Annotated in this window: 17 protein-coding genes; 10 read left to right on the top strand and 7 right to left on the bottom strand. The window is 69.5% G+C overall.

What is annotated here, in order from left to right:
- The first annotated feature begins 37 nt into the window (after nucleotides 1-37).
- From P5F91_RS28165 to P5F91_RS28150, 4 genes are all read left to right on the top strand, one after another.
- Nucleotides 38-2485 (top strand): ABC transporter permease, encoded by a 2448-nt coding sequence (locus P5F91_RS28165; RefSeq protein ID WP_277908895.1) that lies wholly within the window; start codon nucleotides 38-40, stop codon nucleotides 2483-2485.
- Between the two features lie 12 nt (nucleotides 2486-2497).
- The gene (locus tag P5F91_RS28160) at nucleotides 2498-4948 is read left to right on the top strand and encodes an ABC transporter permease (protein ID WP_145608963.1); all 2451 of its coding nucleotides are present in this window, start codon (nucleotides 2498-2500) and stop codon (nucleotides 4946-4948) included.
- A gap of 94 nt (nucleotides 4949-5042) precedes the next feature.
- Nucleotides 5043-6029 (top strand): threonine ammonia-lyase, encoded by a 987-nt coding sequence (locus P5F91_RS28155; protein WP_145608966.1) that lies wholly within the window; start codon nucleotides 5043-5045, stop codon nucleotides 6027-6029.
- An 84-nt stretch (nucleotides 6030-6113) separates the two neighbouring features.
- A complete protein-coding gene (locus P5F91_RS28150) occupies nucleotides 6114-6317 on the top strand; it encodes a hypothetical protein (protein WP_145608967.1) in 204 nt (67 codons plus the stop codon).
- Here P5F91_RS28150 and P5F91_RS28145 read toward each other — a convergent pair.
- Nucleotides 6299-6616: a hypothetical protein gene (locus P5F91_RS28145; RefSeq protein WP_145608968.1), complete on the bottom strand. Its 318-nt coding sequence runs from the start codon at nucleotides 6614-6616 to the stop codon at nucleotides 6299-6301. The two genes, P5F91_RS28150 and P5F91_RS28145, sit on opposite strands and share 19 nt — an antisense overlap.
- Before the next feature lie 778 nt (nucleotides 6617-7394).
- On the opposite strand from P5F91_RS28145, the gene P5F91_RS28140 reads away from it, so the two are divergent.
- The 4 genes from P5F91_RS28140 to P5F91_RS28125 all read left to right on the top strand — a co-directional run bounded on the left by P5F91_RS28140 (nucleotide 7395) and on the right by P5F91_RS28125 (nucleotide 11285).
- Nucleotides 7395-8414: an ABC transporter substrate-binding protein gene (locus P5F91_RS28140; protein ID WP_277908894.1), complete on the top strand. Its 1020-nt coding sequence runs from the start codon at nucleotides 7395-7397 to the stop codon at nucleotides 8412-8414.
- A 10-nt stretch (nucleotides 8415-8424) separates the two neighbouring features.
- Entirely contained in the window at nucleotides 8425-9264 is an 840-nt protein-coding gene (locus P5F91_RS28135) for an ABC transporter permease (protein ID WP_422394502.1), read from the top strand.
- A 1-nt stretch (nucleotide 9265) separates the two neighbouring features.
- The gene (locus P5F91_RS28130; RefSeq protein ID WP_145608970.1) at nucleotides 9266-10051 is read left to right on the top strand and encodes an ABC transporter ATP-binding protein; all 786 of its coding nucleotides are present in this window, start codon (nucleotides 9266-9268) and stop codon (nucleotides 10049-10051) included.
- Nucleotides 10052-10172: 121 nt separating this feature from the next.
- The gene (locus tag P5F91_RS28125; protein ID WP_277908893.1) at nucleotides 10173-11285 is read left to right on the top strand and encodes an L-dopachrome tautomerase-related protein; all 1113 of its coding nucleotides are present in this window, start codon (nucleotides 10173-10175) and stop codon (nucleotides 11283-11285) included.
- Between the two features lie 57 nt (nucleotides 11286-11342).
- Here P5F91_RS28125 and P5F91_RS28120 read toward each other — a convergent pair whose 3' ends face one another.
- Nucleotides 11343-13130, bottom strand: a complete 1788-nt coding sequence (locus P5F91_RS28120) for an acyl-CoA dehydrogenase (RefSeq protein ID WP_277908892.1) — start codon at nucleotides 13128-13130, stop codon at nucleotides 11343-11345.
- Between the two features lie 315 nt (nucleotides 13131-13445).
- Here P5F91_RS28120 and P5F91_RS28115 point away from each other — a divergent pair, with 315 nt between their 5' ends.
- Nucleotides 13446-14363 carry a transglycosylase SLT domain-containing protein gene (locus P5F91_RS28115; RefSeq protein WP_277908891.1) on the top strand — a complete coding sequence of 306 codons (918 nt, stop codon included), beginning with the start codon at nucleotides 13446-13448 and terminating at the stop codon, nucleotides 14361-14363.
- On the opposite strand, the gene P5F91_RS28110 is transcribed toward P5F91_RS28115, so the two are convergent.
- From P5F91_RS28110 to P5F91_RS28090, 5 genes are all read right to left on the bottom strand, one after another.
- A complete protein-coding gene (locus P5F91_RS28110; RefSeq protein WP_277908890.1) occupies nucleotides 14360-15463 on the bottom strand; it encodes a sensor histidine kinase in 1104 nt (367 codons plus the stop codon). The two genes, P5F91_RS28115 and P5F91_RS28110, sit on opposite strands and share 4 nt — an antisense overlap.
- 72 nt (nucleotides 15464-15535) lie before the next feature.
- A complete protein-coding gene (locus P5F91_RS28105) occupies nucleotides 15536-15748 on the bottom strand; it encodes a hypothetical protein (RefSeq protein ID WP_277908889.1) in 213 nt (70 codons plus the stop codon).
- Between the two features lie 165 nt (nucleotides 15749-15913).
- A complete protein-coding gene (locus P5F91_RS28100; protein ID WP_277908888.1) occupies nucleotides 15914-17353 on the bottom strand; it encodes an FAD-binding oxidoreductase in 1440 nt (479 codons plus the stop codon).
- Entirely contained in the window at nucleotides 17350-17889 is a 540-nt protein-coding gene (locus P5F91_RS28095; protein ID WP_145608976.1) for a DinB family protein, read from the bottom strand. The genes P5F91_RS28100 and P5F91_RS28095 overlap by 4 nt, the downstream gene beginning before the upstream one ends.
- Before the next feature lie 101 nt (nucleotides 17890-17990).
- Nucleotides 17991-18953, bottom strand: a complete 963-nt coding sequence (locus P5F91_RS28090) for an L-threonylcarbamoyladenylate synthase (RefSeq protein WP_145609103.1) — start codon at nucleotides 18951-18953, stop codon at nucleotides 17991-17993.
- A 208-nt stretch (nucleotides 18954-19161) separates the two neighbouring features.
- Between P5F91_RS28090 and parA the strand changes: the two genes are divergently transcribed.
- On the top strand, nucleotides 19162-19830 hold the full coding sequence (parA, locus tag P5F91_RS28085) for a ParA family partition ATPase (protein ID WP_145608977.1): 669 nt from the start codon (nucleotides 19162-19164) through the stop codon (nucleotides 19828-19830).
- Nucleotides 19831-19843: the final 13 nt, after the last annotated feature.

The following is a 19843-nucleotide window of genomic DNA, read 5'->3' as shown; positions in this document are numbered from 1 at the left end:
ACCGCTGACGGAGGGAAGAAAAGGAAAGGAGGGGGCAATGTTCGGCAATTTCCTGAAGGTCGCCGTGCGGGTCCTGGTGCGCCAGCGCCTCTACACCGCCCTGAACATCGCCGGCCTGGCGCTGGGCATGGCCACGGCGGCCATGATCAGCCTCTTCGTCTGGCATGAGATGCACTATGACGGCTTCTTTTCCCACGCGGACCACATCCATCGCCTGATCCGCACCTTCCACACGCCCAGCGGCGCCGCCGTGACCGTGGCGGCACAGGCCAAGCCCATGGGCCCGGCCCTGGCGCGCGATTTCCCGGAGGCGGAGGCCGTGGTGCGGGTGGTGAACCATGCCGTGGCCGTGCGTCGCGACAGCGCCGTGTTCGAGGTGCACCTTACCCTGGCCGACGCGGACTATTTCCGCCTGTTCGATTGGCCCTTCCTGGCGGGCGATCCCGCCACGGCCATCAGCCAACCCGGTACCGTGGTCCTGACGGAAACGACGGCGCGCAAGCTGTTTTCCAGCGTCGACATCCTGGGCCGCGCCGTCACCCTGACCTCGGGCGTGACGCTGACAGTGGCGGGCGTCATCCGTGACCTGCCGTCCAACACCGTCTTCCATATGGAAATGCTGGCCAACATCGCCACCCGTCTCAACGACGGCTGGGATGAGCCCTTCGCCGCGGCCGACACCCAGTGGCACCACAGCTTCCTGCGCACCTACCTGCTGCTGAAGCCGGGGGTGGAGCCGGCGTCCCTGGTGGCACGCTTCCCCGGCTTCCTGGCGGCCCGCATGACGGAGTACCTGGACACGGCCACGGGCAAGCCCAGCGCGACCCTGGACCTGCAGCCGCTGACCCGGGTGCATGTCGAGGGCATCAGTGACGATGGCGTGCCTCTCAGCCTGCTGGTCACCTTCCTGGGCGTGGGGGCGCTGGTGCTGGGGATCGCGGTCATCAACTTCATCAACCTGTCCACCGCCCGCTCCTCCTTGCGCGCGCGAGAGGTGGCCATCCGCAAGACGCTGGGCGGGCGGCGCGGCATGCTGGTGATGCAGTTCCTGACGGAATCGGTGCTGCTGGCCCTCATCTCCGGCGCCCTGGCCCTGGTGCTGGTGGAACTGGCCATGCCCCGCTTCCTGGCGCTGCTGGACCTGCGCATGGATGCGCACTTCATATCCGGCCTGTGGATCGCGGCGGTGTCGCTGCCCCTGGTGGCTGTGGTGGGCTTGGCCGGCGGCCTTTACCCGGCGCTGGTCCTGTCGCGGCCCCGGCCGGGCGATCTGCTGAAGGGCGGGCCCATGGCGGCCGGCGGCGGGCGGTTGCGCGCCATCCTGGTGGTGGCCCAGTTCGCCGCCGCCATCGTGCTGGGCATCTCCACCGTCGTCATGCTGCAGCAGACGCGCTACGCCAGCACCCAGCGCCTGGGCTTCATGCCGGAAAACGTGGTGCTGCTGCGCGGATTGGACACGCCGGCCGGCCATGCCCACCAGCAGGCCTTGCGTGAGGCGCTGCTGCGCATCCCGGGCGTGATCGCGGCGGGCGGCAGCCTGTGGATGCCGGGCGACGGCGCCGATCGCTTCTCCTCCTACCGCCTGCCCGATACGCCCAAGGAGAAGGAACTGCAGCTGCGCACCGAGGGGGTGGACTTCGGCTACATGGAAGCCGTGGGCATGAAGGTTCTGGCCGGCCGGCTGTTCGACCAGGCCCACCCCATGGACGGCCAAGTCACCCGACCCGACGCGCCGGAGGATGAGGAGGCACCCCAGGGTGACAGCGTTGTGCTGTCCACCCTGGCCGTGACACGCCTGGGTCTGGGCACTCCGGAACAGGCCCTGGGCCGCACGGTGATCTATGGCGACCACACGGCCTTGACCGTCATCGGCGTGGTGGACGACGTGCAGTTCGACAGCGCCAAGTCGGTGCTGGAGCCGACCCTCTACCTGATCGAACCTCGGTTCATGGACGTCATGGCGGTGCGGGTGGCCGCCGGCGGCGGGGTTGGCACCTGGGCCGCCATCGACGACACCTGGCGCCGCCTCTACCCCGACCTGCCGCTGAAGCGGGAATTCCTGGACGACCACATCCGCGACACCTACGCCGCCACAGCGCACCAGGGCCAGCTGCTGGGCCTGTTCTCCGGCCTCGCCATTCTCATCGCCTGCTTAGGCTTGTTCGGGCTGGCGGCCTTCACCGCAGAGCGGCGGACGAAGGAGATCGGACTGCGCAAGGTGCTGGGCGCCACCGTGCCCGACATCGTGCGCCTGCTCGTGTGGCAGTTCAGCAAGCCGGTGGTCGTGGCGACGCTGGTTGCCTGGCCGGTGGCCTGGGTGCTGGCCGGCCGCTGGCTGGGCGAATTCGTCTACCGTGTCGATCGCGATCCCCTGGTCTTCGTCATCGCCGGCCTGGTGGCGCTGTTGATCGCCTGGGTGACGGTGGCCGGCCACGCCGCCCGGGTGGCCGCCGCCAAACCGGTGCGCGCCCTGCGTTACGAATAGGATGCCCGCCCCATGCTGCTGAACTATCTGCGTGTCGCGTTTCGTGTGCTCGTGCGCCAGCGGCTTTACGCCGCCCTGAACGTGGCGGGCCTGGCGCTGGGCATCGCCACGGCGGCCATGATGGCGCTGTTCGTCTGGCATGAGACGCACTTCGACGGCTTTTATCGCGATGCCGGCCGCATTTTCCGCGTGCTTCCGGCGCAATACCTGCCCGGCCATGAGCCCAGCCGCATGACGGTGACGGCGAAGCCCCTGGGGCCCGTCCTGGCGGCGGACCTGCCCGAGGTGGAGGCCATGGTGCGGGTGGTGCGCCATGCCGTGGTGCTGCGCGACAAGGGCGCGCCTGTGGAGGACCGCATCGCGCTGGTGGATGCGCCTTTCTTCCGCCTTTTCGACTTTCCCTTCCTGGCGGGCGACCCGGCCACGGCGCTGGCCGGACCTGGCACTGTGGTCCTGACGGAGGGGCAGGCACGCCGCTATTTCGGGACGACGGAGGTCTTGGGCCGCACCCTGACCCTGACGTCGGGCGCTGGACTGATGGTGACGGGCGTGGTGCGGGATCTGCCATCCAACACCCTGTTCAGCCGCGACATGCCCACCCAGATTTGGACCAACATCGCCACCAAGTTCCAGGACGGCTGGGACCCCTTGTTCGCCGAAAAGGACACCCGGTGGCGGGACGAGTTCCTTCAAACTTTCGTGATGCTGCGGCCGGGTGTGGCTCCGGCGGCCCTGGCGCCGCGCTTCCCGGCCCTGCTGGCAGCCCACCGCGAAGGAATGCAGGCCGTGGCGCCGGGCCTGGTGGAAACCCTGGAGCTGCAGCCGCTGACCGCCATGCACACCGAGCCGATCGAGGGCAGGGGCACATCTCCCGTCACGCTTGCGGGGTTCGTGGGCGTCGCCGGCCTGGTGCTGGCCATCGCCATCGTCAATTTCGTGAACCTGTCGACCGCCCGGTCCTCGCTGCGGGCGCGTGAGGTCGCCATCCGCAAGACCCTGGGCGGGCGGCGCGGTCAGCTGGTGGCGCAGTTTCTGTTGGAATCGATGCTGCTGGCCCTGGTGGCCGGCCTGTTGGGGCTGGCGTTGGTAGAACTGGCCATGCCCCGGTTCCTCAACCTTCTGAACGTGCGGTTGGACGCGGGCTTCCTGTCCGGCGCCTGGCTGCTGACGGCCATCTCGCCGCTGGTGCTGATCGTGGGTCTCGTGGGTGGCCTCTATCCCGCCTACGCCCTATCGCGGCCCCGGCCCACCGACCTGTTGCGGGAAAGCCGGGCCACCGGCGGCGGCCGGTTGCGCGCCGCCCTGGTGATGCTGCAGTTCACGGTGGCCATCGTGCTGGGCATCGCCACGATCGTCATCGGCCAGCAGACCCGCTATGCCAGCACGCAGAACCTTGGCTTTCGGGCGGAGGGGGCGGTGGTGTTGCGTGGATTTGACCGGCCGGCGGGATTGGCCGGCATCGACGTCCTGCGCCAGGCGCTGCTGCGCATCCCGGGCATCGCCGCTGTCGGTGCGGCCGCCAATGTGCCCAGTGACCGCAGCGAATGGACCAACAATTACCGCCTGCCGGATGCGCCGGAGGGATTGCCCGACCTGCTGATCCGCACCGAGCCGGTGGACGCAGACTATCTGCAGGCCCTGGGCGTGCCCTTGCGGGCGGGACGCCTGTTCGATCCGGCGCGTCCTGGCGACATCACCAGCCATGCCGCCCTGCGGGCGGGTGGTGGCGGCGTCACCATTCCCGCCATACTGTCGACCACGGCGGTGCGGCGCCTGGGCCTGGCCACGGCGGAACAGGCCGTGGGACACACGGTGATGTATGGCGGCGGCACCGCGCTGACCATCATCGGCGTGGTGGACGACGTGCAGTTCGACAGCGCCCGCTCCGGCTTCGAGCCCACGATTTACCTGGCCATGCATGACGACCGGTCCATTATGCTGGCACGTCTTGCGCCCAACGCTGACGCCGCCACCCTGGCCGCCATCGACGACACGTGGCGCCGGCTGTTCCCCGACCTGCCGCTGACACGTGAATTCCTGGATGATCATATCCGCCAAGTCTATGCGGACGAGGCGCGGCAGGGGGATCTTCTGGCCCTGTTCTGCGGCCTCGCCATCCTGATCGCCTGTCTGGGCCTGTTCGGCCTGACGGCCTTCACGGCGGAGCGGCGGACCAAGGAGATCGGCATCCGCAAGGTGCTGGGCGCCACCGTGACCGATGTCGTGCGACTGCTGGTCTGGCAATTCAGCAAGCCGGTGCTGGTGGCCAACCTGATCGCCTGGCCCGTGGCGTGGATGCTGATGGGCTGGTGGCTGGGCGGCTATGTCTATCGCATCGACCTCAATCCGCTGGTCTTCGCTTTGGCCAGCCTGGCCGCCCTGCTGGTCGCCTGGGCCACGGTGGCGGGCCATGCCGCCCGGGTGGCGGCGGCGAAGCCGGTCACGGCGCTGCGGTACGAATAAGATGACCGAATAGGCGCCATGCCCGTCGGCGGCTTGCCTTCCACAGGGCGGCGGTCCAGCCTGACGCCTCGGTTTCAACGAGGGGAAACGCATCATGGCGGCGATGGCGGTGACGGGCGCGGATGTCGAGGCGGCGGCGCAGCTTCTGGCGGGCAAGGCGGTGGCCACACCGCTGGTCACCAACGCGGCGCTGGACGCGGCGGTGGGGGCCCGCGTGCTGCTGAAGCCCGAGGTGCTGCAGCGCACCGGTTCCTTCAAGTTCCGCGGCGCCTACAACCGCCTGGGCCGCCTGACGGCTGAGGAACGGGCGCGGGGCGTGGTCGCCTGGTCGTCCGGCAACCATGCCCAGGGCGTGGCGGAGGCCGCCCGCCTGGTGGGCACCAAGGCCACCATCGTCATGCCGGCCGACGCCCCGGCCATCAAGGTGGCCGGCACGCGCGCCCTGGGCGCGGAAATCGTCTTCTATGACCGTTACACCGAGGATCGTGAGGTCATCGGGCGCGACCTGTGCGCCCGCACCGGCGCGGTGCTGGTGCCTTCCTACGACGACGCCCACATCATCGCCGGCCAGGGCACCGTCGGGCTGGAGATCGGGCGCCAGGCGGCGGCCCTGGGCCTGACGGTCGACGCCTGCCTGGTGAACTGCAGCGGCGGGGGCCTGGCCACCGGCACCGCCCTGGGCCTGAAGCAGACTTGTCCCCAGGCCAGCGTGCACACGGCGGAGCCCGAGGGCTTCGACGACATGGCGCGGTCGCTGGCCGCCGGGCAGCGGCTGGCCAACACGCCGGGCGGTAAATCCTCCTGTGACGCCCTGCTGGCGCCCATCCCGGGCACCATCACCTTCCCCTTGGCCCAGGCGCTGCTGGGGCCCGGCCTGGTGGTAACGGAGGCGGAGGTGCGCGCCGCCATGCGCTTCGCGGCCGCGAACCTAAAACTGGTGGTGGAGCCCGGCGGGGCCGCCGCTCTGGCGGCGCTGCTGGCCGGCAAGGTGGAAACGGCCGGCCGCACCATCGCCGTGGTACTGTCCGGCGGCAATGTCGACCCGGCCTTTTATGCCGAGATCTTGGCTGAGGCCGCCTGAGGCAAGCTTGCGGTAAGGGAAATGACCCCGGCGCGTCTGCGCACCTGGTCATGGGAAAGGGGTTACGGGAAAGGGATGAGCGGCATGGAACTCGAAGACCGGTTGGCGGTGAAGCTGCTGGCCCAGGCTCAAGCCCTGCTGGGCAAGGCGATGAACGAGACGCTATGCACCCATCCCGACCGCCGCCTGGTCCGCGCCCTGGTGGACGAGGCCCAGGCGATGATCGCCGAGTTCGGGGACACGTACTTCGAGGACAGGGCCGCTAAGGATCAGGCCGCTTCCGGCTGACCCGCCCCGTTGCCGTCCAACTGGGGGCCTTCCCAGCTGCGCCAGATCTGGCCGCGGCTGTCGCGGGTGCGGCGCTGGTCGGCGATGGCCGCCTCCAGGCTGCTCACGGCCCGCTCCAGCGCCCGCACGCTGCGGAAACGCTGCCCGTCCAGGGCCTGAAACAGGCTGTGCGAGGCGAAGAACTGGACGTCCCTGCCGTCCTGGACGGCCAGCCCCGCCGTATGGCGGGCGGTTTCGATGATGACCGCGGCGGGCGCGGGCGCCCGGGCGATGTCTTGATTTTGAATTCGCTGGCTCATGATGAGCTCCCTCTACACCCCGGCCATGACGGGGGTGTGAAAACAACACGATGGTTTTGTGGCTCGGACCCTGTGGGGGAGGAGCGCTGCGGCTGGACAAGGGCGGGGCGTGCATGCGCGCGCCCGGCGGATCGTCAACAGCGGCAGCCCATGCGCATGTGGGGACAGCGTCCGGCCAGGGCGGAAGCCTGGCGGTGGAATGGGCGTCGGGTCGGGAAAGTGCGGGTCATGGCTGGTCCTTCACGTTCCGGAGGAACCACGAAGGGGCTTCGTGGCGCTTTAGCGGTTGGTGACGCGGCGCAAGCTGCTCCGTCAAATGGCCGCGGGCCGGTTGGCCGGGCCCAACACCGGAAAAGGGAACGAACGGGCGGTTGTTCCTGAACGGCGAAGGGCCCGGCACTGGCCGGGAAGGAGGGCTGGGAGCGCCCCTTCCTTGGCGCCAAGGCTGTCATCCGCAGTTCATGCTGTCAATAAAGATAATAATGACGAATCTTTAATGTTGAATTGAGGATGGCGTCACTATCGGCAGATTTCCTGGGATCTCTCCCCCCGCGATGGCGTGGCGGAGAATGCCGATGGGGCCAGCCGCTGTCGGTGACGGTCGTCACGCAGCCCTTACCTCATTCGGATGTGCGGCAATTCAACATATTGCCGTGTTGAATTTACGGTAGATCACGCACGCGGGCACGGGCATTGACAGTTGCCCCGGCTCGTTGATCCTATGCCGGCCGGCTTAATCCCCGTCATTCGCCTGCCCATCCTTGAAGGGAATTGCCCCATGCGTCGTGCGTACTCGTCCCTGCTGACGGCCCTGCCGCTGATCGGCGCGCTGCTGGCGGCCCCCGCCTCCCAGGCCGCCGACCCGGTGGTCCACATCGGCTACATTCCGGTGCTGGGTGCGGCACCGGCCTACATCATCAGCCAGGAAGGCTGGGACAAGCAGGCGGGCTTCGAGCTGAAGCTGACGCAGTTCGACAGCGGGCCCAACATGATCCTGGGCCTGGCCTCGGGCACGCTGGAGGCCTACATGGGCGGCATCGGCCCCCTGATGGTGGCGGGATCGCAGGGCATCACGGTCAAGGTCGTGGCCTCCACCGCGGTGGAGGAGCTGGTGGTGGCCGGCGGGCCGGAACTGTCGGCCGAGGCGGCCAAGGGCGGCAGCAAGGCCGAAGCCATCGCCCGCCTCGCCGCCAAGCTGGGCCGCCCGGTCAAGATCGCGACCCAGCCCGTGGGCTCCATTCCCGACACGGTGCTGAAGTACTGGCTGCAGGAGGACGAGCATGTCGACGCGGCCAAGGTGCAGATTGTGCCCATGGGCATCGACGCCACCCAGCAGGCGCTGCTGGCGGGGGCGGTGGATGCTGCCACCGTGCGAGAGCCGGCCCTGACCATCATCCAGGACCGCCTGCCCACGGTGAAGGTGCTGGCCTATGGCAAGGACATGATCAAGGACCAGCCGGGCACCGTGCTGGGCGTTACCGGCGCCCTGGCCAAGGACCATCCGGAACTGGTGCAGAAGCTGGTGGAACTGGTGGACAAGGCCGTCACCCTGATCGCCCAGGATCCGGCGCGCGCGGCGGCGGACGTGGAAAAGGTGCTGGGCCGCGGCATCTTGGACGTGAAGACCATGCAGCGCGCCCTGACCTCTCCCGCCTCGCAATTCGTGGTCGATCCCCGCCGCATCGTGGAAAAGACCAAGACCCTGCAGGACTTCCAGGTGAAGACCGGCGTCTTGAAGAAGGCGGAGCCGCTGGATACGCTGTTCGACGCCAGCTATTACGAAAAACTCCATAAGTGAGCGTCGTCGTTTGACCTTCCCGACACCGCCGGATCAGTCCGGGGCCGCCCTGCCGGCCCCGGGCAAGCGCATACCGCCTTCCGCTTTCCTGGCCAAGCCGTCCCGGCGGTATCGCGGCCTGTGGGCGTTGCTGGGCGTCATCGCCTTCCTGGCGGTATGGGAAGCTGTGCCGCGGCTGGGGCTGGTGCGACCCGTCCTGCTGCCGCCGCCCAGCGCCATCCCCCAGGCCTTTGCGGCGGAGGTGCGCAGCGGGGCCTGGACGGCCGCCATCCTGCAAAGCCTGGGGCATTATCTCTGGGGCCTGGTCATCGGCTCGGTCGGCGGCATCGCCGCCGGCGTGCTGACCGGCATGTCCCGGCGGCTTGAGGATTTCACCAGCTGGGTGGTGCGCCTGCTGCGCCCCATTCCGGGCCTGGCCTGGGTGCCCTTCGCCATCATCTGGTTCGGTGTCACGCCCACGGCCGCCATCTTCATCATCGTGTTGGGCGTTTTCTGGATCAATTACTTCGCCGCCCTGGGCGCGGTGCAGGCCGTGGACCGTGACCTTCTGGAACTGGCCGACGCCTTCGGCCACCGTTCCACCCCGGCCAAACTGGTCAAGATCGTGCTGCCGGCCGCGTCCGGCGCCATCCTGGCGGGCCTGCGCACCGGCCTGGGCCAGGCCTGGATGTCGGTGGTGGCGGCCGAGCTGTTCGGCGTGCCGGGCCTGGGCCAGCGCATGATGCAGGCCAGCTCCTTGCTGGCGACCGACATCGTCATCGTCTACATGGCCACCATGGCCTTGTTCTACGGCCTGGTCGACATGGGCTTCGTCGCGGTGCGCGACCGCATGATGCGGTGGAAGGTTTAAGATGACGCAGACTGCCCCCATGATCGAGATCCGCGATCTCAGCCTGGCCTTTCCGAACCCCGCGTCGTCTGACGGACGCACCGTGGTGCTGCGCGACTTCAACCTGTCGGTGGCGCCGGGCGAGTTCATCGCCATCGTCGGCGCGTCGGGGGTGGGCAAGTCCACCCTGCTGCGCGTGGTGGCCGGCCTGGTCCCGCCCAACAGCGGCACCGTGATCCATGCGCGCAATGGCGCGTCGAACGGCCGCCGGCCCTACGGCCTGGTGTTCCAGGACGCCCGCCTGCTGCCCTGGCGCAGCGTGCGCGCCAACGTCGCCTTCGGGCTGGAGGGGCTGGGCTTGCCCCGCGCCGAACGCCGCCGCCGGGCGGAGGAGGCGCTGGCCCTGGTGGGCTTGGCGGACAAGGCCGGCCGCTGGCCGCACCAGCTGTCGGGCGGGCAGCGCCAGCGCGTGGCCATCGCCCGAGCGCTGGCGGTCGATCCCGACCTGCTGATGATGGACGAACCCTTCGGCGCCCTGGACGCCATCACCCGCCAGTCCCTGCAGGACGAACTGCTGGACCTGTGGCGGCGCACGTCCAAGACCATCCTGTTCGTCACCCACGACATTGATGAGGCCGTCTACCTGGCCGACCGCGTCATCCTGCTGGCCGGATCGCCCGCCACCGTGCGGTCGGAGGACAGGATAGTCACCGCCCGGCCCCGCGCCCGCGACGACAACGCCGCCCGCGCCCTGGCCACCCGCATCCGCGACCGCCTGTCCGACCTGATGGACGGCGGGGGGATTTGACAGGGGCGGGGCGTTGCCATTCATGGATGAATAGTTTGTCTACGAACTTGGGGAATTTCCCCGCATGGCTGAATAGGTGAGGGTTGGGCATCCGCTCGTCCCTTGTCACGGATCTGACGCCATGCCCATTCCCGCCTTCCCCCGCCGGCATCCCTCGCTGCGCATCATCGCCGCCGTGGCGGCGCAGCTGATCCTGGGGCAGCCCGCCGTCGCCGCCCCGCCGGCGCCCCCGCTGACCGTCGCCGTGCAAAACCCTGATGCCATGTGGAACGCGGTGGCGGTGGAGGGCGCCCGTGTCTTCCTGGCCGGACCGCGCTGGACCGGGACCAAGTTGCCGCCCTTGGTGATGGTGGAGGGCGGCGGCGCGCCCAGGCCCTTCCCTGACGCCGCTTGGAACGCCTGGGTGCCCGGGGCCGATCCGGCCCACGCCTTCGTGAACATCAACGCCATCCACCGTGATGACGCCGGCGGCCTGTGGGTGGTGGATACCGGCGCCCCCGACTTCGGCGGCGATCCGCTGCCGGGTGGCGCCAAGCTGGTGCGCATCGACCTCAACACGGGGCGCGTCGATCGTGTCATCCCCTTGGGGGCCGACGTCGCCCGCCCCGGCAGCTATGTCGACGACATCCGTTTTCACGGATCGCACGCCTATCTGACCGATGCCGGGCAGCCCGGCCTGATCGTCCTGGACCTGGCCACCGGTGTCGCCCGCCGGGTGCTGGACCGTCACCCGTCCACCGTGGCGCCCGCCGACCGGCCGATAGTCGTGGATGGGGAAACGGTGCTGGCGCCGGACGGCCGGCCCCTGGCCGTGCATTCCGATCCGCTGGAGGTCAGCCCCGACGGCGAATGGCTGTACTACGCGCCCCTGGAAGGGCCCTGGTCGCGGGTGCCCACACGCCTGCTGGATGATCCCGCCGTCCCCGCCGCCACCCTGGCCGACGCTGTGCGACCCTGGATCGACCTGCCGCCGGTGGGCGGCACCGCCATGGGGCCGGACGGCAGCCTGTACTACACCGACCTGGCGGCCAACGCCGTACGCCGCCGCGCCCCCGACGGCAGCGTGACCAGCGTGGCCCATGACGCGCGCCTGCACTGGGTGGACGCGCCCTATCTGGCGGCGGATGGTACCCTCTGGCTGCCGGCGGCGCAGATGGACCGCGTGGCCCTGTTCCACCACGGCAAGAGCCAGGTGCGGGCCCCCATGACCATCTTCACGGTCCGGACCCGTTGAGCGTGAACAGGCCGGGGCGATGACCCCGGCCTTCCCATAACAACAGTTCGGTTCAGCTCAGAACTGGTCTTCCGACAGGGCCATCAGGGTGCGGTGGCCGGTGCGAATCAGCTCGGCCAGGCCCAGCGACGGGCCCACCACCTGTTCCACGAAGAAGCGGGCGGTGACCAGCTTGCCCTCGTGGAAGGCCACGTCCTGGCCCTGGGCCAGCGCCTGGTTGGCGGCGACGGCACCGCGGGCCAGCAGGAAGGCGCCGGTGACGTTGCCGAACAGGGTCAGGTAGGGCACGGCCCCGGCCGCCGCCGCGCGGGCGTCGGCTTTTACATTGTCCACCAGGAAGGACGTCGCGCCCTCCAGCGCCGCGATGCCCCGCTTCAGGCCCTGGGCGATGGCGGCCAGGTCGTCGCCCGGCTGGGCGGCGGCCGCGTCGGCCGTTTCCGCCATCAGGGCGAACAGGGCGCGGGCGGTGGCTCCGCCGTCGCGGCCCAGCTTGCGGAACACCAGATCGTTGGCCTGGATGCCGTTGGTGCCCTCGTAAATCGGGGCAATACGGGCGTCGCGGTAATACTGGGCGGCCCCCGTCTCCTCGATGAAGCCCATGCCGCCGTGCACCTGCACGCCCAGGCTGGCCACCTCGACGCCGATGTCGGTGCTCCAGGCCTTGGCCACCGGGGTCATCAGGTCGTTCAGCAGGCCGGCCTGTTTGGCGGCCTCCGCGTCCGGATGATGATGGCGGCCGTCCAGGGAGGCGGCGGTGAAATAGACGATGGCGCGCGCGGCCTCCACCTTGGACCGCATGGTCAGCAGCATGCGCCGCACGTCGGGGTGGTGGATGATGGTCACCGGCTGCGGCCCGCCCGCCACGTCGCGGCTCTGCACCCGGGTCTTGGCGTAGGCCAGCGCCTGCTGGTAGGCGCGGTCACCGATGGAGACGCCCTGCAGCCCCACGCCCAGGCGAGCGTTGTTCATCATGGTGAACATGTACTCGATGCCGCGATTCTCCTCGCCCACCAGGTAGCCCACGCAGGCACCCTTGTCGCCATAGCTCATGACGGCGGTGGGGCTGGCGTGGATGCCCAGCTTGTGCTCCAGGCTGACGCAATAGGCGTCGTTGCGCTCACCCGGGGTGCCGTCGGCGTTCAGCAGGAACTTCGGCACGATGAACAGCGAGATGCCCTTGGTGCCAGAGGGCGCGTCCGGCGTGCGGGCCAGCACCAGGTGGACGATGTTGTCCGTCCAGTCATGGTCGCCATAGGTGATGAAGATCTTCTGCCCGCTGATGCGATAGGTGCCGTCGTCCTGGCGCACGGCGCGGGTGCGCACAGCGCCCACATCGGAACCCGCCTGCGGCTCCGTCAGGTTCATGGTGCCGGCCCATTCGCCGGAAATCAGCTTTTCCAGGTACAGCGTCTTCTGCTCATCCGACCCGTGGGCGGTCAGCAGTTCCACCGCCCCCTGGGTCAGCAGCGGCCCGAGCGCGAAGGACATGTTGGCGCTGGTCCAGGTTTCCAGCAGCGCGATGAACAGGGTCCAGGGCAGGCCCTGGCCGCCATGGTCGGGGTCGAAGGGCACGCTGTTCCAGCCACCCTCGACAAACTGGCGGTAGGCGTCCTTGAAGCCGTCGGGGGTGCGTACGCCCGTGTCCGTCAGCCTCGCGCCCTGGCGGTCGCCCACCACGTTCAGGGGCGCCAGCACGTTGTCGGCCAGCTTGGCGCCTTCCTCCAGCACGGCGTCCACCAGGTCGGGGGTGGCGGCCTCGAAGGCGGGGTAGGCGGCAACTTTATCCAGGCCGACGACGGAATTCAGGACGAAGCGGATTTCCTTCAGGGGCGCTTGATAGCTCATGGTCTCTCGGGTCCTCCCGGGGGACCCGCCGGTGGGGCCCGGTGCCCGTCGCTTCAGGACTGGGGCGGGACCCGCACGGCCGGCGGGGGTGCTCAATGTTATTGGGCGGGCGGGCCCGATCATTGAGCGGAAGGGCCACGTCCCGTCGACGCGGGGCCCATCCTGCCGGGACGGCGGCGGACGGGCAAGCGTCGCCGAAAGTCCGGCCCGGATCCCGCCGCCGCAACGGACTGGCACGCCCTTTGCTTTCCCTGTAGGCCAGCATCGGATCGGCCCCCATCGGCCGGTCGTTTTCCAGGTAAGTGAGGTCCGGTCGTGAACAGCGCACTGTCCACCACGCAGTTGACTGCAGCACAGGGTTTGACGTCTTCCGCCCCCGCCAAGATCGTGGCGGCGGTGCAGCAGGCCAGCACCAGGGCCGGGGTAGATTTTTCCTATCTGCTGAAGCAGGCATCGGTGGAAAGCGGCTACAACACCAACGCCAAGGCCAGCACCAGCAGCGCTACCGGCCTCTACCAGTTCACCGACTCCACGTGGCTGAACATGGTGCAGCAGCACGGCGCGGAGGTCGGCCTGGGGCAGTACGCCAGCGCCATCAAGACCCGCGGCGACGGCAGCGCCTACGTCGCCGATCCCGTCACCCGGCAAAAGATTCTCGACCTGCGCAAGGATGCCGACACCTCCGCCATGATGGCGGCGGCGCTGGCCCAGGACAACAAGACCACCCTGCAGCAGCAGGTGGGCGGCACCATCGGCGGGACCGAGTTGTACCTGGCCCATTTCCTGGGCGCCGGCGGCGCCTCCAAATTCCTGAATGCGCTGAAGAAAAACCCCAACCAGGCGGCTGACACGGTGGTGCCGGATGCGGCCGACGCCAACGACGCCGTCTTTTATGACGCCAACGGCAAGGCCCTGTCCCTGGGCCAGGTCTACGACCGCTTCGCCAAGAAGTTCGACGGCACGGGTGGTACCAGCGCGGACAAATATGCCGGGTCCACGACACTGGGCACCGTGCAGACGGCCGACACCACGTCCCAGCCGTGGGACATGGTGCGGGGCGCCAGCTCGTCCAAGATGCCGCTGTCCACCTATACCATCATGATGCTGAACGCCCTGGCCGCGCCCACCGAGGATGAGGACCAGGACAACAAGGACGGCTACAGCCAGCAGGAACAGCGCATGACCGCCAACCGCGCGCCCAACATGGCCGCCGCCTACATGGCCAGCGCCTAAAGGGCGGCGGCCTCCGGCGTCGCCGGCACGGCCAGCCAGGCCTTCACGCCGCCGTCGCTGACCTGCCCCAGCTGGCCGCCACACTGTCGCGCCAGCTGTTCCAGCAGCAGGTGGCCCAGGCCGGTGGGGGCCGGGCGGAGATGATGGATGCCTTCAGTGCCGGAATCTTCTGCCGGCCCGGCCGTTGTTGCCGGGCTTTCGCCGTTGGGGGCGGGCGGCGGCAGGCCGACGCCGTCATCCTCCACCCGCAGCACCCATCGCTGTCCCTCCGTGCCCAGGCGCACGGCCACGGTGCCGGGCCGCCCGGCGGGGAAGGCGTATTTCAGCGCGTTGGTCAGCAGCTCATTGGCCGCCAAACCCAGGGTCACGGCGGCCCGCTGCGGCAGCTTCAGGTCCTCCACCTCGACGGTGAAGGTGATGGGACGGCCGGCGACATGGGCGGCGGCCAGGTTTTCCACCAGTTGGCCCAGGAAGGCGCGGGCCGGCACGAAGGGCTCGCGCTGCAGCCGCTGCAGGCTGGAATAGACCAGGCCCAGCACCCGCACCCGTTCCCCCGCCTTGGCCAGTTCCCCCGCCTCCTTGGCACCCGCCCGGCTTTCCGCCACCATCAGCAGGCTGGCGACGGACTGCAGGTCATTGCGGATGCGGTGATAGATTTCACGCAACAGCATGGCCTGCTGCTGTTCCCCCGCCGCCAGGGTGTCCAGGGCGTCGTGCAATGCTGCGATGATGGAAACCACCACCAGGCTGGTCACGACGAACAGGGCGGGGCCCGCCCAGCCCTTGGGCGGCAGGGCCGCCAGCCGGTCGGGCAGGGTGGCCAGCTGGTGCGGCCAAGGCATGCCGTCGTCGGCCGGTGCGAAGAAGGGCAGGGCCAGCGTCGTGCTCAGGACCACGGCCACCAGGCCGGGCCCGACCCCGAACCACAGGGTGCCCAGGACCAGGGCCGGGAAGAAATGCACGACGGGATAGCCGTCCAGTACGTCGTCCAGCGCGAGACGCACGCCGAACGCCAGGCACACCAGCAGGGCGGCCCCGGCATAGCGCACAGGCGCTGATCGCCGTCGCAGGGACAGGAAGGTGGTGATGAACGGCTTCATGGCGGCCGATCATACAGCCGCCTCGGCCGAACGCACTACTGCGGTTGGCTAGGATCGTTGGGGGTACAGCCGTTAGAAATGGACCAGGGCCGGATCTTCCGACCGGCCGGCCATCATCTGACCGCCGCACGTGCCACCCGCCATCTGGCGCGGGACGGATACGGCGGCATCGCTGTCATCGGCCAGCGGGGCCTGCCCCGCCAGGGTGCCACCCCGCAGCAGCCTAAGGTAAAGGGGCACGGGGGAGGGGTGAGGGCCAATGGGGGTCGAGGTCTTGCCAGGCATAGGCTCTCTCCCTCTCTTGAGGTGGGCCGGCGACTGACGCGCGGCAACACCACGGGCTCCTTTATCTCTACAACCAAGGGTCTCATGGCCCCCGAGTCGCCGTCAATTGACGCCAAAGGTCAGTACTGGCCTATGCCTGGGCCCCGTCTCCCCGAAAAATCCTGCCTATTGGGGTAAGATTTTCCCTGGGTTCATGAGGTCGCGCGGATCCAGCAGGCGTTTCAAGCTTGCCATAAGATCGATTTCCAGGGGTGACCGCGCGCGTGCCAGTTCGTTGCGTTTCTTGTTGCCAATGCCGTGCTCGGCGCTGATCGACCCGTCCTGCTCCAGCACCACGTCGTGCACCGCCCGCATGATCCGCTCGCCCAGGGCCAGGAAGGCGTCGCGGTCGGCCGGATCGTCGCTGTCCGGCCGGGCAATATTGTAGTGGATGTTGCCGTCCCCCAGGTGGCCGAAGGGGTAGGGCCGGGCGCCGGGGCACAAGGCCGCCACCGCCCGGTCGGCCCGCTCGATGAACTGGGGAACGCGGCTGACCGGCACGGCGACGTCATGGTGCAGGGCGCCACCCACCTTGCGCCCGATCTCCGGCAGGCCCTCGCGCAGGCGCCACAGCTTCTGCCGCTGGTCGCCGCTGGCGGCCAGGGTGGCGTCGGTGGCCTCACCCGCGTCGATGGCCTCGGCCAGGGCCGCCTCCACCGTGTCGCGCAGGGCGTCGCCGGGAGTGCCGGCCGTCAGTTCCGTCAGGATGTACCAGGGGGACGGCTCCGACAGCGGGTCGTTCTGTTCACCCAGGTAGCGGGCGGCGCCGTCGATGGCAAAGCGCGGCATGATCTCGAAGGCCGAGACGGCATCGCCGCTGGCTTGGCGCAGGCGTTTCAGCAGGCGCAGGGCGGCGGTCACGTCGGGTACCGCCACTAGCGCCGTTTCCATCTGGCGCGGCCGGGGCACCAGCGACAGGGTGGCGGCGGTGATGATGCCCAGCGTGCCCTCCGCACCCAGGAACAGGTGCTTCAGGTCATAGCCGGTGTTGTCCTTGCGCAGGCGGCGCAGGCCGTTCCACACCCGCCCGTCGGGCAGCACCACCTCCAGCCCCAGCACCTGGGCGCGGGCGTTGCCGTAGCGCAGGGTCAGGATGCCGCCGGCATTGGTCGACAGGTTGCCGCCAATGGTGCAACTGCCCTCGGCGCCCAGGCTCAGGGGGAACATCAGGTCCACGTCGTTGGCGGCCTGCTGCACCGTGGCCAGGATCACGCCCGCCTCCACCGTCATGGTGTGGTCCAGGGGATCGACCTCGCGAACGCGGTTCAGGCGCCCCAGGTTCAGCAGCAGGCTGCCCTCGGCCGCCAGGGCACCCCCCACCAGGCCGGTGTTGCCGCCCTGGGGCACCAGGGCGATGCCCGCCTCCGCCGTCAGGCGCACCACGGCCGCCACTTCTTGCGTGCTGGAGGGGCGCAGCAGGGCCAGCGGCGTGCTGACGGCGTTGCCGCGTGCCTCCGTCAGGTAGGGGGCCTGCGCGTCCGTATCGGTGATGTAGCCGCCGGGCCCCAGCAAGTCGGACAGGGATTTCAGGCAGGCCAGGGCGGATTCGGAAAGGCGGACGCTCATGGGGCTTCATCCGGAATCAGGGCCACCAGGTCGGTGATGCCCACGTCCTGGCCGGCCTGGGTCAGCAGGGTGGTGACCTGGCCGCGGTGATGGGTCTGGTGGTTGAAGAAATGTACGATCAGGTCGCCGAAGCGGCGGGCGCAGGCTGTGCCGGTGCTGCTGGTGTAGGCCAGCACGTGGTTCAGGTCGCAGGGGCGGATGCAGGCCGCCCACTGGCCGATGGCCGTGTCCATCACCTGGCGATCTGCCGCCAGGCTGGCCAGGTCGGCATACAGCGCCTCATCCAGGCGGGTGGGTGGCGGCAGGGCCATCACCGGGTCCAGGGTGGTATAACCGGCGGGGTGGGTGCGGAAACGGCGCAGCCACAGCAGGTCGGCCACCATCAGATGGTTCAGCGTGCCCAGGATGGAGCGGAAGAAGGCCCCCCGGTCGGCGGTCAGGGCCTCGGCCGGCAGGCGCGCCGCCGCCTCCAGCACCTTGGCGTTCATCCAGGCGTTGTACTGGGCCAGCAGGACGATGTGCCGGGGATCGGCCATGGGCGGGACCTCGGGGAAGCCAGGGGCGTTTGGCGCCAGAGTGTCCGCTCCCGCCCGCTGTGATCAAGTGCTAACGGTGTGGTTCGTTAACCGGTTCCGTTTCAGGGCCGGGGCGCCGCCGCCCGGCGCAGGCGGTCATTGATGGCCAGGCCCAGGCCCACCTCGGGGATGGCCATGACGGCGATGCCGCTGAGACCGGGCTTGTCCAGCTTGCGCAGCATGGCGAACAGGTTGGCGGCGGCCTCGTTCAAATCGCCGGAGGGCGACAGGTTCAGCCGCTCCGCCCCGCCCAGGACGAAGCGGTCGGGGCCGAAGCCCAGCAGCGCTTCATCCTTGGCGGCGTTCAGCGCGTTCAGCCGCACCGGCAGGCCCGGGGCGTAGTGGCTTTCCAGCATGCCGGGCGCTTTTATGCCCGTGCCCGGGGTCGCTGCGCGCTTAATGGGGCCCAGCACGGCCTCGATTTCCTCCGGCGTGATGGAACCGGGGCGCAGCAGCACCGGGTGCGCGCCCGACAGGTCCAGCACGGTGGACTCCAACCCCACCGGGCAGCGGCCGTCGGCCAGGATCAGGGCCAGGCGGCCGCCGCCGCCATCGGGGAATTCCTCGCGCACATGAACGGGCGCGGTGGGGCTGACGTGGCCGGACCGGTTGGCGCTGGGGGCGGCGATGGGTCGGCCGCTGGCTTGCAGCAGGGCGCGGGCGGTGGGATGGCGCGGCACCCGCACCGCCACCGTGTCCAGCCCCGCGCTGACCAGCAGCGACAGGGCGGCATCCGCCCGCCGGGGCAGGACCAGGGTCAGCGGGCCGGGCCAATACAGGTCGGCCATCTGGTGCGCCCGCTCATCCATCACGGCGTAGCGCTCCACCGCCTCCACGTCCGGCAGGTGGACGATCAGGGGGTTGAAGCTGGGGCGGCCCTTGGCGGCGAAGATGTCGGCCACCGCCTGGTCGTTGCCGGCGTCGCCGCCCAGGCCATAGACCGTCTCCGTCGGGAAGGCCACCAGCTTGCCCGCGGCCAGCGCCTGCGACGCGCGCTCCAGCGCCTCTTTGGTGGGCGGGGACATGTCGGGGGCTGTATGGGACTCGGTCACGGGGCGGCACCTGGCAAAAGGGGTCACCTTATCTAGCCCACCCGTCCGCCCGGTCCAAGGGCACTGGCCGCAGGGCCGGCCTCCCCTTTTGGGGCATCACCCATTGTGCACTGCACACTTGCCCGCCACCGTCGCCGGGTCCACACTGCCGGCCACGGTCATTCCTGAAGGGGGAGCCATCATGGCGGGGCACGTCGTCACCATCGCGCAGCAGAAGGGCGGGGCGGGCAAGACCACGCTGGCCATCCAGCTGGCCGTGGCCTGGTCGCTGGCCGGGCTGCGTGTGGCGGTGGTGGATATCGACCCCCAGGGTAGCCTGACCGCCTGGTTCGGCCTGCGCGCCCAGGCCCTGGACGACCCCGGTCTGACCCATATGCAGATCAACGGCTGGCGCACCCAGAAAGAGGTGGAACGCCTGGCGCGGGAACATGACGTGGTGGTGATCGACAGCCCCCCGCATGCCGAGACGGAGGCGCGCATCGCCGTGCGCGTGGCCGACCTGGTGGTGGTGCCGGTGCAGCCCAGCCCCATGGACCTGTGGGCCACCCGCCCCACGCTGGAGATGGCCAAGGCGGAAAAGCGGGCGGTGCTGGTGGCGCTGAATCGCGTGCCGCCCCGCGCCAAGCTGGCGGACCGGCTGACGGAGGCGGTGGCGGGCCTGGGCGTGCCCATGGCCGAGGCCGCCATCGGCAACCGCGTCGGCTTCGCCGGCGCCATGATGGACGGCCTGTCGCTGCAGGAAACCGACCGCCGCGCCAAGGGGTCGGAGGAAATCGCCGCCCTGGCCGGCGAAATCCTGGCCCGGCTGGGCGGCACCCTCACGGCCGGAAATCGCAGCGCCAGCGCCTGAGGCCGGGCCCTAT

It is taken from the genome of Nitrospirillum amazonense, assembly GCF_029594735.1.
Classification (GTDB): domain Bacteria; phylum Pseudomonadota; class Alphaproteobacteria; order Azospirillales; family Azospirillaceae; genus Nitrospirillum; species Nitrospirillum amazonense.
Note: the sequence above shows the minus strand (reverse complement) of the source record. Positions and strands in the feature narration are given on the sequence as shown.